Origin of the sequence: Saccharospirillum salsuginis, assembly GCF_014651855.1 — a bacterium.
In the GTDB taxonomy this organism is placed as follows: domain Bacteria; phylum Pseudomonadota; class Gammaproteobacteria; order Pseudomonadales; family Natronospirillaceae; genus Saccharospirillum; species Saccharospirillum salsuginis.
Genome location: NZ_BMXR01000002.1, coordinates 507087 through 522974 on the forward strand (window position 1 = coordinate 507087; position 15888 = coordinate 522974).

A 15888-nucleotide genomic window follows, 5' to 3' on the forward strand; every position below is an offset into this window, starting at 1 on the left:
GGGGTTCAGGCGAGCTGGACGGGAATGGCGTTGCTGGTATGGCTGACGGTGTTGTCGGCGTTCATGTAGAGCATGCGCGGCTTGAAGGTGTCTAGCTCTTTTTCGTCCAGGTTGGCGTAGGCGCAAATGATGACGGTGTCGCCGACCTTGGCCTTGTGAGCCGCGGCGCCGTTGACGGAGATGATGCCGGAGCCTTCTTCACCGCGGATGGCGTAGGTGGTGAAGCGCTCGCCGTTGCTGACGTTGTAGATCTGCACCTGTTCGTATTCGCGAATGCCGGCCATGTCGAGCAGGTCGCCACCGATGGCGCAGGAGCCCTCATAGTCGAGAACGGCATGGGTCACACGGGCCTGATGCAGTTTGGCCTTGAGCATGATGAGTTCCATCGCATACCTCGTTGTCGATGAACAAAAAATCGGCTTGCGAACCTCGGTTTCAGGGGGTGTGCCGAGGCTCCCCGCCATCCCGTTCGACGGCGAGCGGATTATGACGGTTTTGGGTCAGGGTCTCAACGGTCGATCTGGATGTTGTCGATCAAACGGGCCTTGCCCAGGAAAGCCGCGGCAAGGATGACCAGTTCGCGGTCGTCCTCGGTGGCCGGTTCCAGGTCCAGTCGGCGGCTGATGTTGAAATAATCCGGGGTAAAACCGGCCTGGGTCAGGGCTTCCTTGGCCTGGCGCGTCAATTGGGCGAAGTGCGTGTCACCGCCTTCGATGGCCGCCTTGGTCTGCTTGAGAATGCGGTAGAGCTGCGGTGCTCGTTCGCGCTCGTCGGAGGTCAGGTAGTTGTTGCGCGAGCTGTGGGCGAGGCCGTCGTCGGCCCGGCCGGTGTCGACGCCGACCATCCGGATGGGCAGAAACAGGTTGTCGACCATGGTTTTCAGGACAGTGAATTGCTGGAAGTCCTTGAGGCCGAACACGGCAGCGTCTGGCTGTACCTGGTTGAACAGTTTGAGGACGATGGTGGCGACGCCGACGAAGTGCCCTGGGCGGCTGGCGCCGCAGTGCAGGGTGGTGATTTTCTTGACTTCGACCCGGGTGAGGTCCGGCTCGGGGTACATGATGGCGTTGTTGGGGGTGTAGAGCAGGTGGCAGCCTTCGGCGATGAGCTTTTTTTTGTCTTCCTCGAGGGTGCGCGGGTAGCCGGAGAGGTCTTCGTTTTCGCCGAACTGGGTCGGGTTGATGAAGATGGAGGCGACGACGATGTCGGCTTCGCGCCGGGCCTGGTCGACCAGTTTCATGTGGCCTTCGTGGAGGTTGCCCATGGTGGGGACGAAGGCGACGGTCTTGTTGCCCGCTCTGAGATCATTCAGGTTGGCACGAAGGTCTTCTAAGGTGGCTACGGTTTTCATGGTGTTCTTTCCCAGGCTTGTTTGAATGGTGCCGTGAACCCGTGCCGGATGTCGGGTAACGCCCTCCTGGGTCGCCGTGAATACATCCATGTAGGCTCGGCGGCAGCATCCCTGCTGCCCACGTCCCTGGAGTGCCTTACCCGACACCCGGCACTAGCCATGGTCGCCAAATCTATTGCAGTGTCCCACTCGTCACCTCGCGCTAGCCCCGGGTGTCGGTGGCACTGCTTCGTCGTACTAGTCGAAACAGTGTTCCGCCGCCGGAAACGCCCCGCTTTGGACGTCGTCGATAAAGGCTGTCACTGCATTTTCGAGGGTGTTGGGTTCGGCCATGTAGTTCTTGACGAATTTGGGCAGTCGGTTCTGGTTGAAACCGAGCATGTCGTAGCTGACGAGGACCTGACCGTCAGTGCTGGGGCCGGCGCCGATGCCGATGACGGGGACGTGGACGGCTTCGGTGATGGCGCGGGCGAGGTCGGAGGGGACGCATTCCAGCAGGAGTATGTCCGCGCCGGCGTCGCTGAGGGCCATGGCGTCGTTGATCATTTGCTGGGCGGCGTCCTGGTCGCGGCCCTGGACCTTGAATCCGCCGAATTTGTTGACGGACTGGGGAGTGAGGCCGAGGTGGACGCAGGTGGGGATGCCGGCCCGGCCGAGGGCGATGACGCTGTCGCAGAGCCAGGCGCCACCTTCGAGTTTGACCATGTGGGCGCCGGCGCGCATGAGGCGTCCGGAGTTCTCCTGGCATTGGTCGAGGTTGGCGTAGCTGTTGAACGGCAGGTCGGCCATGATCAGGGCGCCCTGGTTGCCGCGGGTTACGGCGGCGGTGTGGTAGACCATGTCGTCCATGGTGACGGGCAGGGTGGTGTCCTGGCCCTGGATGACGTTCCCGAGGGAGTCGCCGACCAGCAATACGTCAACGCCAAGCTTTGAGAAGCAGTGGGCGAAGGAGGCGTCGTAGGCGGTGAGGACGGTGAACTTCTTTCCTTCGGCAACCTGTTTTTGGATGGTTGCGACGGTTTTGGTGTTGGCCATGTTCGCTCGCTCTGTTCTCGCGGTGGAGGCGAATGGTTGCCATTTGGTGGGGGTAAGTCAAGTTGGAGGTGGGGTTTGAGGGTGTGATCGGGTGTCAGTTTTGAGGTTCAGGCAATAATGGGGGTGATGGCCTGGTCAGCTACCTTGGAGAACCAATCTGTGACGGGCTTTCCCTGAATGGCCGCCGTCGGATCGAGGTCGGCCAATGGCACCAGCACGAACGCTCGCTCTTGGGCCCGGGGATGCGGCAGGGTGAGTTCGGGGTCGTTCTGGATCCGGTCGCCGTAGAGGATGATGTCGAGGTCGAGTGTGCGCGGTCCCCAGCGTTCGAGGCGTACTCGACCAAAATCCTGTTCAATGCGCTGTAGGGCGTGCAACAGATCGTAAGGGGCGAGCCGGGTATCGATTTGGCAGACGGCGTTGAGAAAGTCGGGCTGGTCGGGCGGGCCGCCGATGGGGGCAGTGCGGTACCAGCGAGAAGTCTGTTCCAGGGTGGTGTCGGGGAGCCCGTCGATGGCATCGAGGGCTCCGCTCAGGTGGTCTTCGGGGACTCCGAGGTTACTGCCGAGCGCGATGTAGGCCCGGGTCACGGTTGGTCCTCGGTGGGTGCGCGCCGGCGACGGCGTCGTCTTGGTCGTTTGGGGCTGGCATCCTTGGCCATGGTGGCGCGTTTGTCGGGGTTTTGTTCCTGGTAGTCGGTCCACCATTGGGCCAGGTCGCCGAGCTTCTCGCCGGCGCTGTCGCGCAGCAGCAGGAAGTCGTAGGCGGCACGGAAGCGCGGGTGGCCGAGCAGTTGTTCGGCGCGTTTGGGCGTCCGCTTGGGCAGGCGCAATTGCAGTTCCCAGATCTCCTTCATGGGGATGGAGAAGCGCTTGGGGATGGCGATGCTGCGGACCTGGTTGCTGACGACCTGGGACATGGCCTGCTGCCAGGCCGGCTGTTCGGGCGTACCCATGTCGATGCGGTGTTCGGCGTCCTCGCGCACGGCCGGCCAGAGCAGGGCGGCGTAGAGGAAGGCGGGGGTGACCGGTTTGCCCCGGTTGATGCGGTCGTCGGTGTTGATCAAAGCCTGTTCGATAAAGCCTTCGAAGTAGCGGTCGCTGTCGATCTTGAGCGCGGCGAAGGTTTCGGGGAACAGGGGTTCGACCAGGTTGTATTCGCGCATCTTCCGCCAGGTGGACAGGCCGTGCCCGGACATGAGCATTTTCAGCACTTCGTCGAACAGGCGTGCCGGAGCCACGTGGCTGAGCAGGGGGGCCAGCTCGGGGATGCAGTTACAGGTGGCCGGGTCGATGTCGAAATCCAGTTTGGCGGCGAAGCGCAGGGCTCGCATCATGCGGACCGGGTCTTCGCGGTAGCGGGTTTCCGGGTCGCCGATGATGCGCAGGATGCGGTTATCGAGGTCGGTCAGACCGGTGCCGTAGGCCTGGAGGCTGAAATCCTTGGGGGTGTAGTACAGGGCGTTGACGGTGAAGTCGCGCCGTTCGGCGTCTTCTTCGAGGCTGCCGTAGACGTTGTCGCGCAGCAGCAACCCTTCGTCGGACTGTTTTTGCTGGTTGGGGTCGGCTTCGCCGTCGTCGGCGCGTCCACGGAAGGTGGTGACTTCGATGATTTCGCGGCCAAAGGTGACGTGGACAATGCGGAAGCGGCGGCCGATCAGCCGGGAGTTGCTGAACAGTTTGCGGACTTGTTCGGGGGTGGCGTCAGTGGCGACGTCGAAGTCCTTGGGTTTCAGGCCGAGTTGCAGGTCCCGTACGCAGCCGCCGACCAGGTAGCCTTCGTAGCCGGCGTTTTGCAGGCGATAGAGGACCTTGAGGGCGTTGTGGCTGATGTCCTTACGGGAGATGCTGTGTTTGTCCCGAGGGATGGATACCAGAGCGGAGCCGTTCGCTCTCTGGGGTAACCAGCGTTTGATCCATTCCACTACCATGGTGATTGTTGTGTCTCGCTTTGGTTCGAAAGCGCGCAGTTTAGCGGAAGAGGCTCGGATTCTCTACGTTCGTGGGGTATGACCTGTGGCTTAACCCGTGTGGACTGCCAGGAGAGTCTCTTCCGGGGACCGCTGTGAACCCATCCATGGGCGCTTAGCTTCGGCATCCATGCCTCAGATGTCCCTTCCAAAGCACCCCCTGGCCGCCCACACTAGCCATTCGTGGTAGCACCGGTACAAAGCCATCAATCACATACATAGTTCGTAGGTCGGAATGGTACGTCTGGTTCGGCACCCCGGTCTCGGTAGCCGCAGGCGTAATCCGGCTTGGGTGTAAAAAACCCATTGGAGGTACAAGCGAGAGGGGCAAAGCGGGAAAACTGGGAGGTTAAAGACGAGCAAGCCGGCTCGGGGCCGGCTCTTAGCAGCATGACTACAGGAATGTGGGCTTATTCTTCTTGTTGTTTGTTATTGCGCTTTTTATTTAGTTGCTTTTTTTCTTGTTGTTATTGTTCTTCTTCTTGTTCTTTTTATTCTTCAATACATTGCCCGGTTTTGGTGATGCTACCCCCTTGTTTTTGTTTTTGGGCGGGGGTGCTTTTTTAGTGGCCCGTTGTTGTTTTTGTTGAGGGCCGTTCCTGCATTGCGCGCTTATGATTGCAGGTGGTGTGCCAGAAATAGAAAATCCTTTAAAAACAATAAGTTATAAAGGTGTGGTTAATCTGTAAACAGTTGGTAAACGGGCTCTTGTTACCTAAGGTGTCAGGCTTGTTACGAATGTTTGGGGTTTGTTACGTAACAGGTTGGGGCTGGCGGGGAATGACGGTGTTACGACGGCAGAATAAGTGTTACCGGCGAATGTGCGGTTAGCGGTAACAACGTCTGTTATCGGGTTCTGAGTGGGTTGGACCGGTCGTTTGGGCCGGTTCCCCGGTGTCGGTTGTGCGCGACTGTTTGGTTCTGCCTGCCAACAGCGGGATTGTCCGATAACCACGGGAGAGGCCGGGGGGATGTTTGATTAGGAACCTGCGGACCGACCGAAGCGTCGGCCGATCCAACCTACCCGCCAGCCGTGAGGTTTATTGGGTGGCGTTTGCGGTGCTGCCGTTGGCGTTTTTCTTGGGGCGGGGGATGCCGAGTCGCTGGCGGCGTTCCCAGAGGCATTTTCGGCTGATGCCGAGTTTCTGGGCCAGTTCGGTTTCGGACATGCTGTCCTGGTGTTCGAGGACGAAGTGCTGGAAGTAATCTTCGAGGGAGAGTTCGTCGGTGTCGGGTGCGGTGTTGTTACTGCCGTTGGCGGCTCGGGATTCGGGGGTGTCGGTGTCCTGGTTGACCAGGGTGTCCGGAATTTGCCAGTCACCCTGGTCGACGCCGAGTTCCTCGGTGCCGATTTCGCCGTTGTCGCAGAGGATCAGCGAACGCTGAATGGCGTTCTCCAGCTCGCGCACGTTCCCCGGCCAGTCGTACTTCACCAGCGCCTTGCGGGCGGTTTTGGTCAGCACGACGGGGTGTTCCATTTTCAGGCGGCGGGAATGCTTGGCGAGCAGGTGTTCGGCGATTTCAATGACGTCCTGGCCGCGTTCGCGTAGCGGCGGCAGGGTGACTTCGATGACCTGCAGGCGATAGTACAAGTCTTCGCGGAAGCGGCCTTCTTTCACCAGTTGTTTCAGATTGCGGTGGGTCGCGGCGATCAGGCGGACATCGACGGTGCGGGCGTGGACGGAGCCGACGCGGCGCACTTCGTTTTCCTGCAGTACACGCAGCAGACGGGCCTGGGCTTCCATCGGCAGTTCGCCGATCTCGTCGAGGAAGAGGGTGCCGCCCTCGGCCGCTTCCACCAGACCCTGACGGGTGGCGGTGGCGCCGGTGAAGGCGCCTTTTTCATGGCCGAAGAGTTCGGATTCGATCAGGCTCTCGGGAATGGCGGCGCAGTTGACGCTGACCAGGGCCTGGTCGTGGCGCGGGCTGAGCTGATGGATGGCGCGAGCGGCCAGTTCCTTGCCGGTACCGGATTCACCGTGAATCAGGACGGTCACATCCGCCGGGGCGACCCGCTTGATGCGACGGTAGAGACGTTGCATGGCTTCGCAGCTGCCCACCAGGTCACCCAGGGTTGAATGCGGCTGGTGTTCGTCGCCTTCCTCGGTGTCGTCCCCTTCGATGCGGACTTTCTGTTTGCGCTGAGCGTCCACGATGCGACCGACGGTACGAACCATTTCCTCGTGATCGAAGGGTTTGGCGATGTAGTCGACCGCGCCCATTTTCATGGCGTCCACGGCGGAGCGCATGCTGGCGTAACTGGTCATGATCAGCACCGGTATGCCCTTGGCCATGTCGATCAGTTCGGTGCCGGGAGCCCCGGGCAGGCGCAGGTCGGTGATGATGAGGTCGAAACGGTTGAGTTCGTGCTGGCTGGCTTCGGTAACAGATTCGGCTTCGGTGACAGTGTATTGATGTCGTTCGAGCAGTCGTTTCAGAGCGGAGCGGATGATGCTTTCGTCTTCAACAACGAGAATGTCACTCATGGATCGCCTCCGTCACCGCAGCGTCCGCATGGGGGCGCATCGGTGTTGGGTTTACGTCTTGGCTCGGGGCCGGAACCCCGTCACTGCGTCGTGGCGCTCGCCAACGGCGGACACTCACGCACACCTACGATGTTACCTCAGGTAACAGGGTGTGCAAGGGTAACCGAATTAAGAAACGAGTGCCAATGCCCTCCTGAGTGAACGCAGGACTTTCCACCGTGATGTGGCCGTAGTGCTCTTCCACGATGGTGTAGGCCAGGAACAGCCCCAGCCCGGTGCCCTTGCCGACTTCCTTGGTGGTGAAGAAGGGGTCGAAGATGTGATCGATATCGGCCGGGTTGATACCGCTGCCCCGATCGATGACCTCGACCAGGGCGCTTTCGCCCTCGGCGGTCGCTTTGATGCGGACGATTTCGTTGGCCGGACTGGCGTCGCGGGCGTTGCCGAGCAGGTTGATGAACACCTGGCTCAGGCGCTGCGGCTCGCACAGCAGCACCAGGTCCTCGCCGACGTCGTTGACGAAGATGACCGGGTTGGCGTTGCGCGAGAGTGACAGCAGGTCGATGGCGTCCTGAACCACCTGTCGCAGCGGCCAGGGCTGGTGGTCGTTTTTACCGTCTTCCTGGCCTGCGTGCGCAAAATTGACCAACGAGCGTACAATTTTCGTGACACGGTTGGTCTGTTCCCGGATCTGGTCGGCGATTTCCTGCTGTTCGTTGGGGGCGGAGACGTATTTGAGGTCTTGCGCCAGGCAATCGATGCCGGTGATGGGGTTGCCGATTTCGTGGGCCACACCCGCCGCCAGCCGGCCGATGGATGCCAACCGCTCCGAATGAACCAGCTCGGACTCCAGCATTTTATGTTCGGTTTCGTCCTCGAGCAGGATGACATGGCCTTCGGCCGGTGTTTCGCCGCGCACCGGTTGTTGGTTGCGGTGCAGACTGAACCAGCGCTTGCCGTGGCCTTCGGTATTCGGTTGTTCCACCGTCATTTTGTTGGACGTGCCCTTGAGGAAGCTGTCGAGCAGGTCGTACCAGTTGGCCGGCAGTGAATCCAGTCGGGCGCCGATGGCCTCCTCCTCGCTGATGCCCGTCATTTCGGCCATGACGCGGTTCCACAGCAGTATTTCACCGTCGCTGGCCAGCGAACAGACGCCGATCGGCAGGTTGTAGAGCGTCTCCCGGTGGTGTCGGCGTAACCGGTCGAGTTCGGCGGCCATGCCGGTCAGCTGGTGGTGGTAGCCGTCCAGGCGCTGTTCGAAGAAGTGGATGTCATCGCGGTCGATCGACTCCTGCCGGTCGTACGGCAGGTACCGTTGCACCAGGGCCTGGGCCACGCTGGGGCCCATCAGGCCGGACAGATTGGCCTCGATGGTGTCGCGCAACCGGCGCAGGGCGTACGGCCGGTATTCGCCGACCGGGAAACCGAGGGATTTCAGCGCCCGTTTGACCTCGCGTTCGGCCATGATGCGGCCGAGCGGGCGACTCAGTGCTTCGATGAACTCGCCGGCATTGCGCGCCTTCAACGGCAGGCGGTGGCGCCGGTCGACGGAGGTGATGACACAGGTCTGGGCGGCTTCCTGTTCTTCCCGGCTGGTGCGGGTGAACACCGACACCAGGATGAACACCAGGGTGTTCAGACCGAGTGACAGCAGGGTGGTCATCGACCACTGGTCACGGTTCAGCGCGAACTGCAGCGGCAGGCGATAACCGAGCTTGAAGCTGTCGGCCAGCATCGGAATCAGCAGGCTGGTCGCCCAGACGCCGAGCCCCACCAGGAACCCGGCGATGTAACCCTTGCGGTTGGCGCCGGACCAGAACAGCAGGCCGAGAATGCCCGGCAGCAACTGCAGCAGGCCGGTAAAGGCGGTGATGCCGAGCGACGACAGGTTCTGTACCTGATTCAAAAAGAGGTACAGGCAATAGGACAGGCCAATCACCACACCGATCAGGACGCGTCGGACCCAGAGCAGCCAGCGGTAGACGTCGGCATCGAAGCGCGGCTTGTAGAACGGCAGCACCAGGTGGTTCAGCCCCATGCTGGCCAGGGCGATGGAGGCCAGGACAGTGATGCCGGCGGCGGCGGACAGACCGCCCAGAAAGGCGAGCCAGACCATCCAGGGTTTGTTGAGCGCCATACCCAGCCCCAGGCTGAAATATTCCGGCGGCACGGTGCTGCCGAGCGACAAACCGGCCCAGAGGATGGGCATGACCGGCAACGCCATCAGCAACAGGTAGATCGGTACGGCCCAGGAGGCGAGTCGCAGACGCGGCAGCTCGGTGTTTTCCCGGAACAGCAGTTGGAACAGATGCGGCAGAACCAGCGGCGCGGAGAGAAACATCAGCAGCAGGGAAAACCACTGCACCGGCATCAAATCGGGCGTGGCCTCGGTCAGGTGTTCCGGCAACGGGATGGTGAGCTGGTTCAGCTCCGGCCAGCCGCCGAAGACCTCGATCAGCGCCGCGCCGCCCAGGATGAGCAACGCCACCAGCTTGAACAGCGATTCGAAAGCCAGGGCGAAGATCAGGCCGGGGTGTTGTTCGGTGGGCGCGACGTCGCGGGCGCCGAACAGCACGGAAAACAGCAGCAGGATGGCGCAGATCAGCAGCGCGACCAGCCAGGCGCGGGTGTTGGGGTCGAGCAAGGTGATGGCGTCGGTGATCGCCTGAATCTGCAAGGCCAGCAACGGCAGCATGGCCAACAGGACGCCGACGGTGGTGAGCAGACCGGCCCAGCGACTGCGATAGCGGAAGGCGAACAGATCGGCCAGTGAGGCCAGTTGGTAGCTGCGTGCGAGGTCGAGAACGGGCCTCAGGATGACGGCGGAGAACAGCAAGGCGATGGAGACGCCGACGTAATAGGCGAGGTAGCCGTAGCCGAATTCGTAGGCCATGCCGACGCTGCCGTAAAAGGCCCAGGCACTGCAGTAGACGCCGATGGACAGGATATAGACCAGCGGGTGCTTGAGCAGGGCCTTGGGCATCCAGTCCTTTTCGGCCAGATAGGCGGTCAGGAACAGGAGAAACAGGTAGCCGAGGCCGGCGGCCAGCAACCATTCCCAGTTGAACACCATCATCGCTTGCTCCTCAGGTATTCCGCCAGGCCGTTGATGAGGATGAGGGTGGCCCAGATGAGGAACGGGAGGATCCAAGCGGTCGGACTGCCGTTCAGTTCGAGGGTGAACGGTAACAGGAGGTAGACCGGCATGATCAGCAGTTTAAGCAGTAGCGACAGGGACATGGTTGGGTCGGGTTACAATGCGGGCGTCATGTTACTGTGTGTTAGCGGCTTTGGTAAGGTTTTGGTTTGTGCCCGTGGTTCGTTGATTGGAATTGTGCCTGGGTCCGCGCCCGGTGGCGGGGGAGGTCTCCAGGGGTCGCCGTAAATACATCCATGTAGGCTAGACGGCGGCATCCATGCCGCCGACTCCCCCTGGAGACCTCCCCCGCCACCGGGCACTCGCAACTATGCCCCTGGACTCCGTAGGGTGGGCACCGCCCACCAGAGAAGGCTGAATAGTGATGAGTAGGTTGGATTAGATCCGAAGGATCGTAATCCAACAATTCAGGCCGTGAGCAAGGATCCGGCAATAAGGTATTCGCTTAATGTCGGATTACGACCCTTCGGGTCTAATTCGACCTACTCGTTAACCTACCCTTACCGATCCGGAAACTGCGCCTTGATGTCCGCAATCTCATCCCACCGCTCCATCAACAAATCCACAAGATCGGGATCGAAGTGCGCGCCGCGTTCTTTCTGGAACAAGGCTTTCACTTGATCCAGCGACCAGGCGTCCTTGTAACAACGGCGACTGCTGAGGGCGTCGAAGACGTCGGCGATGGCGGTGATGCGCCCGGCCAGGCTGATGTCGGTGCCGGCAAGTCCGTTGGGATAGCCTTTGCCGTCCCAGCGTTCGTGGTGGTCGAGGGCGATTTGCGCACCGGTGCATAGGATGGGTTTGTCGGACTGGTGGAGCATGTCGTAGCCGTGTTGGGCGTGGGTCTGCATGATGGCCCATTCATCGGGGTCGAGCGGTCCGGGTTTGTTGAGGACGGCGTCGGGGATGGCGATTTTACCGAGGTCGTGCAGCGGGGCGGCTTCGCGGATAAGGACGGCCTGGTGTTGGCTGAGACCGCTCGCTTTGGCGAGGATGTAGCTGATTTCGGCGACGCGGCGCAGGTGTTGGCCGGTTTCGCGTGAGCGGTGTTCGACGGCGTCGCCGAGGATGAAGACGATTTCGCGCTGGCTGTCTTCGAGTTCGGTGCGCAGCGAGAGATTCTCGAAAGCGGTGAGGGCGTTCTGGCAGAACACTTCGAGCAGGTGCTTCTCCATGGCGTTGCGCGCGGTGAGGCCTTTCAGGTAGAGCAGGCTCAGATGCAGTTCGCTGGAGCGGTAGAGACAGAAATAGCCGCTGTCGAGGTGTTGGGCGTGAAAACCGGTTTCGACGCCGGCGATAAAGGCGTGGGCGCTGTCCGGTAACAGGTCGGTGACGGCCTTGCCGATGTCGTGTTGGTAGGTTCCGGTGCCGGCGACGACGGTGAGCCGGCCGGATTCTTCGTGCGCGGCGACGCCTTCGCATTGGGCGTAGAGGGCGTCTTCGTCGGGCGCGAGGATGGCGGAGATCTGTTCGAGAATGCCCCGGGCGAAGTCCTGGACGAAGGTTTTCTGTTGCAGTTGGGTGGAGGCGAGCAGGATACGCTCCAGCCCCTGCCGGTTGCGTTCCAAAGCCAGGATGTCGCGGTAGCTGCGCAGGCAGGAGTAGAGCAGGGTATGCAGTTTTCCGCGGGTCAGCTCGGTTTTTTCCTTGTAGTCGTTGATGTCGTAGTCGGCGATGATGGTTTCTTCCGGCGCCTGGCCGGGCTGTCCGGTGCGCAGGACGATGCGCACAAAGGTGTTGCGCAGTTCGTCGCGGATCTTCGGCACCATGTCGAGACCGGCGTGGTCGCTTTCCATGACGACATCGAGCAGGCACAGCGCGACATCCGGGTGTTTGCGGATCATGTCCAGCCCTTCCTGCGCACTGTGACTGTGCAGGAAGACGAGAGGGCGGCCGTCGAACTGAAAGTTGCGCAGGGCCAGTTTGGTGATGGTGTGCACTTCCTCGTCGTCGTCGACGATCAGGATCTTCCAGGGGATCTGTGTCTGTTGCTCGGCGCGACTGTCCTGTTCGTCGGCGAAAATCAGTTCGTCACTCATGTCTGTGGTTCCAGGGGTTCGGTCACGGGTTCGGTCAGCGGCAGTCGTATCGTGATGTGGCAGCCCTGATGCGGCGGGCTGTCCACCTGTATGCGTCCACCCAGTTTTCCGGTGACCAGGTTGAAGACGATGTTCATGCCCAGTCCGCTACCCCCGCTCGAGCGTCGGGTGGTGTAGAAAGGATCGAATATGTGTTTCAGGGTTTCCTCGCTCATGCCCCGACCGTTGTCTTCGTAGGTGAGCAGGATCGTACTGTCGGTGCCTTGCGCGGACCCGAGGCGGATGGAGCCGGCCGCTTGGCCATCGTCGAAGCCGTGCAGCAGGGAATTGATGATCAGGTTGGTGATCACCTGGGACAGGGCGCCGGGGGTGAGCATGAGTTCGACTTCCGGATCGATGGCGTTGGTGACCTCAACGGGGGTGTGCTTGTACTTCGGCCGCAGGCTGGCGAGGATTTCGTCGACATAGCTCTTGAGATTGATGCGACGCTTTTCCTCGCTGGTCTGGTCCACGGCAACCTGTTTGAAGGAACTGATCAGGCGGGCGGCCCGGTCGAGGTTGCTGGACAGCAGATCACTGGTTTCCCCGCATTCGTCCAGGAATCGCTCAAGGTCGGATTTCTTCAGGCTGTTGTTGTTCAGGGCCCGGTTCACGAGCCGCACTTCCGAGGTCAGGTGGCTGGCGGCGGTAATGGAAATGCCAAGCGGCGTGTTCACTTCATGGGCGACGCCGCTGACCAGGTTGCCGAGCGAGGCCAGTTTTTCGCTTTGCAGCAGTTCCTGCTGGGCGATCTTGAGTTTCTCCAGTGATTCGGACAGCTCTGTGTTGCTCTCCTGTAACTCCAGGGTGCGTTGCTCGACCGTCTGTTCCAGGGTGTTGCGATGTTCCTGCAGGGCCTTGTCGCGTTCTATCAGTGTGTGGTGCTGGCGCTTGAAGGCCTGGTAGAGTCGGCCGACTTCGTCTTCGCGCCGTTCCAGACGCGGGTCGCGGTATTCGGTCCACTGCGAAAAGTCGTCCGGGGCAATGCGGTCGACGTAGTCCGAGAAACGCTGAATCGGTTCGGCCACCAGTCGCTGGACCACGCCGTACAGCACGGCCAGCAATAAAATCAGCGCGACGAACGCCGAGATCAGCACGCCACCGAGAACCAGCCGGACCTGATCGCTGATCAGGCGATTGTCGCTGCGCAGGTAAATCCAGCCGATGTTGGTCTGTTCCTCGTTGAAGATGTGGTTGACGGGCGTGGCCAGCATCAGCGAATCCTGGTCCATGACTTCCCGTCGCTGATCAGTCGGTTGCAGTCGTTCCCGGGGGATGTCCTTCAGGTCTCCGAGTTGCAGGCTGATCTCGCCCTCGACCGAGCGAACGGCGACACCGGAGATGTAGGGGTCGCGCAACAGGGCTTCGGCGGCACGGATCACGCTGTCGATATCGAACGCCCACATGGATTCGCTGATCAGCGGCATCATGTTGCTCAGCGAGGCGTCGACGTTCCGGTCGCGCATCCCCTCCATGGTGCGGGTCAGGGTGGTGTACTGCATGAAAACGGTTGCCAGCAGCGCGAACGCGACACCGATGAAAATGGCCACCAAGAGGCGTCTGGCAAGATAGGCGTTGAACCTGGGCATAGCGAGTGTGTCGGCTGTCTTTACATTCCTTCAAGCCTAAACCCGACATCGGGTCTTCGCCAGTTTAACGGCGTTTGACCGATTAAAATCAGGGGATAATGGCGTCCCGGCTCATTAACGTCGCCCGTGACCAGGCATTCACCGCCTGTGCCAGCATGATGTCGGGTCGGTCCTCGGCCACATCGAGATCGAGAAAGCGTAAGACCTGGTGCAGGTTGTGACTCGGCCGTGTGTCGTCGATCGCCGGCGCCCGGTTCTGTTTGCTCAATTTCTGGCCGTCCGGTCCGATCAGCACCGGGAAATGCCCGTAGCGGGGTGGTTCGGCATCGAGGGCATCGAACAGGGCGCGTTGCCAGAAGGTGGAGGATTGCAGGTCGATGCCCCGGATGACATCGGTGATGCCCTGATCCAGATCGTCGACGGTCACCGCCAGTTGGTAGGCATAGGGGCCGTCGCGGCGTTTGACAACGACATCGCCATAGTCCCGGCCCAGGTGGGCGGACTGCCAGCCTTGCAACAGATCGTCGAAGCGATCTTCCCGGTCCGGCACCCGAAAGCGAATGGCGCAATCGGGCCGGGGCCGGTCGTAGGCGTGGCAGGTGCCCGGATAGACGGGTTGGCCACCGAGTTGCTTGCGGCTGCATTGGCACCAGAACAGCCGGCCTTTGTCCGCCAGCCGGGCAAGAGCGGCCTCGAAAGCGTCGCCACGTTCGCTTTGATAGCGAACTTCCCCATCCCAGTGCAGACCGTGTGCTTCCAGGCTGTGCAGAATGGATGCTGCGGCGCCCGGTTGTTCACGCGGCGGGTCCAGGTCCTCGATGCGGACCAGCCAGCGCCCCTGGTGCTTGCGCGCATCCAGATAACTGATAACGGCGGCGAGCAGGGAACCGTGGTGCAGCGGCCCGGTGGGCGAGGGCGCGAATCGACCGATGTAGGCTGGGTATTGAGACATGGTCAGGGTTTTATCACCGACAGCTTCACAAACAAACCCACATTTTGCATTATGCCCGGCCTCAAGCCCAGCCACAGGAACGCCCATGAAACTGGCCGCCCGTACTCAGCGCATTCAACCTTTCCACGTCATGGAGATTCTGGCTCGTGCCAAAGCGCTCGAGGCCGAGGGCCGGTCGGTGATCGGTTTATACGTGGGCGAACCGGATTTCGGCACGCCGGACGCCATCGTCCGGGCCGGGCAGCGAGCGCTCGGCGACGGACACACCGGATATACGGCGGCTACCGGCATTCCGGCCCTGCGGGAGGCCATTGCCGACCGCTATCGGCGCTGGCACGGGCTGGACCTGGCGCCAGATCGAATCGTGGTGACGCCCGGCGGGTCCAGCGCCTTGCTGCTGGCGTTCGCCGCGACCATCGACCCCGGCCGGCAGGTACTGCTGCCGGAACCGGGCTACCCGTGCAATCGAAATTTCCTGGAAGTCATCAATGGCGTGCCGGTGTCGGTGCCGCTGGCCGACGACGGTCTGCGTCTGTCGCAAACCGCGCTTGAGGCGGCCTACAGCGATGCCGCTCAAGGTGTGCTGCTCGCGTCGCCGTGTAATCCCACGGGTCAGGTGTTAACCGCCGAGGAATGGCAGCAGGCGTCGAACTTCTGCCGACGTCACGATCTGGCGCTGTTCGCCGATGAAATTTATCACGGCCTGACCTTTACCGAAGCGCTGCCGCCCTCGGCTCTGGAAATCGACGACGGGGCCTGGGTGACGCAGAGTTTTTCCAAGTTTTACGGCATGACCGGCTGGCGGCTGGGTTGGTTGGTGGTGCCGGAGGGTGCCCAGACGGCGATTGCCCGTCTGGCGCAGAACCTCTACCTGTCCGCTCCGGCGGTGGCTCAGGTAGCTGCGCTGAAGGCGTTTGAACCCTCGGTGGAAACCGAGTGTTTCGCGCGTCGGGATATCCTCAGGCAACGCCGGGATTTCCTGGCACCGGAACTGGAATTACTCGGGCTGCCCCTGCTCGCCCGACCGGATGGCGCCTTCTACCTGTACGCCGATGTCTCCGGCGTCTGCGACGATGCGGCGCTCTGGTGTCAGGCACTGCTGGAGGAAACCGGCGTCGCGGTCACGCCGGGCATCGATTTTGGCGGTGCTACCGAGCACACGGCGGTCCGCTTCGCCTACACCGCCGACATCCCCGTCCTGGCCGAAGCCGTCGAGCGTATCGGCGACTTCCTGGCCAAGTATCCCTATCTGAGACAATCCTGAACGGGAA

12 protein-coding genes are annotated in these 15888 nt (G+C 61.4%); 1 reads left to right on the plus strand and 11 read right to left on the minus strand.

Annotated elements, in window-relative coordinates; all coding sequences use genetic code 11:
• Positions 1–5: 5 nt before the first annotated feature.
• The 11 genes from panD to gluQRS form a co-directional block, all read right to left on the minus strand.
• Positions 6–386: an aspartate 1-decarboxylase gene (gene panD / locus IE111_RS05395; protein WP_189607470.1), complete on the minus strand. Its 381-nt coding sequence runs from the start codon at positions 384–386 to the stop codon at positions 6–8.
• 122 nt (positions 387–508) lie between these two features.
• Positions 509–1351: a pantoate--beta-alanine ligase gene (panC, locus tag IE111_RS05400; protein ID WP_189607471.1), complete on the minus strand. Its 843-nt coding sequence runs from the start codon at positions 1349–1351 to the stop codon at positions 509–511.
• Between the two features lie 237 nt (positions 1352–1588).
• Positions 1589–2386, minus strand: a complete 798-nt coding sequence (gene panB, locus IE111_RS05405; protein WP_189607472.1) for a 3-methyl-2-oxobutanoate hydroxymethyltransferase — start codon at positions 2384–2386, stop codon at positions 1589–1591.
• A 107-nt stretch (positions 2387–2493) separates the two neighbouring features.
• On the minus strand, positions 2494–2976 hold the full coding sequence (gene folK / locus IE111_RS05410) for a 2-amino-4-hydroxy-6-hydroxymethyldihydropteridine diphosphokinase (protein ID WP_189607644.1): 483 nt from the start codon (positions 2974–2976) through the stop codon (positions 2494–2496).
• Entirely contained in the window at positions 2973–4316 is a 1344-nt protein-coding gene (gene pcnB, locus IE111_RS05415; protein WP_189607473.1) for a polynucleotide adenylyltransferase PcnB, read from the minus strand. Before pcnB ends, folK begins: the two co-directional genes overlap by 4 nt.
• Positions 4317–5395: 1079 nt before the next feature.
• On the minus strand, positions 5396–6841 hold the full coding sequence (locus IE111_RS05420; protein ID WP_189607474.1) for a sigma-54-dependent transcriptional regulator: 1446 nt from the start codon (positions 6839–6841) through the stop codon (positions 5396–5398).
• A 124-nt stretch (positions 6842–6965) separates the two neighbouring features.
• Positions 6966–9917: a sensor histidine kinase gene (locus tag IE111_RS05425; RefSeq protein WP_229805238.1), complete on the minus strand. Its 2952-nt coding sequence runs from the start codon at positions 9915–9917 to the stop codon at positions 6966–6968.
• Positions 9914–10081 (minus strand): hypothetical protein, encoded by a 168-nt coding sequence (locus IE111_RS05430; protein WP_189607475.1) that lies wholly within the window; start codon positions 10079–10081, stop codon positions 9914–9916. The genes IE111_RS05425 and IE111_RS05430 overlap by 4 nt, the downstream gene beginning before the upstream one ends.
• Before the next feature lie 417 nt (positions 10082–10498).
• A complete protein-coding gene (locus IE111_RS05435) occupies positions 10499–12037 on the minus strand; it encodes a response regulator (protein WP_189607476.1) in 1539 nt (512 codons plus the stop codon).
• A complete protein-coding gene (locus IE111_RS05440; RefSeq protein ID WP_189607477.1) occupies positions 12034–13665 on the minus strand; it encodes a sensor histidine kinase in 1632 nt (543 codons plus the stop codon). Before IE111_RS05440 ends, IE111_RS05435 begins: the two co-directional genes overlap by 4 nt.
• A gap of 88 nt (positions 13666–13753) precedes the next feature.
• Entirely contained in the window at positions 13754–14617 is an 864-nt protein-coding gene (gene gluQRS / locus IE111_RS05445; protein WP_189607478.1) for a tRNA glutamyl-Q(34) synthetase GluQRS, read from the minus strand.
• Between the two features lie 85 nt (positions 14618–14702).
• On the opposite strand from gluQRS, the gene IE111_RS05450 reads away from it, so the two are divergent.
• On the plus strand, positions 14703–15881 hold the full coding sequence (locus IE111_RS05450; RefSeq protein ID WP_189607479.1) for an aminotransferase class I/II-fold pyridoxal phosphate-dependent enzyme: 1179 nt from the start codon (positions 14703–14705) through the stop codon (positions 15879–15881).
• The last annotated feature ends 7 nt before the right edge of the window (positions 15882–15888 follow it).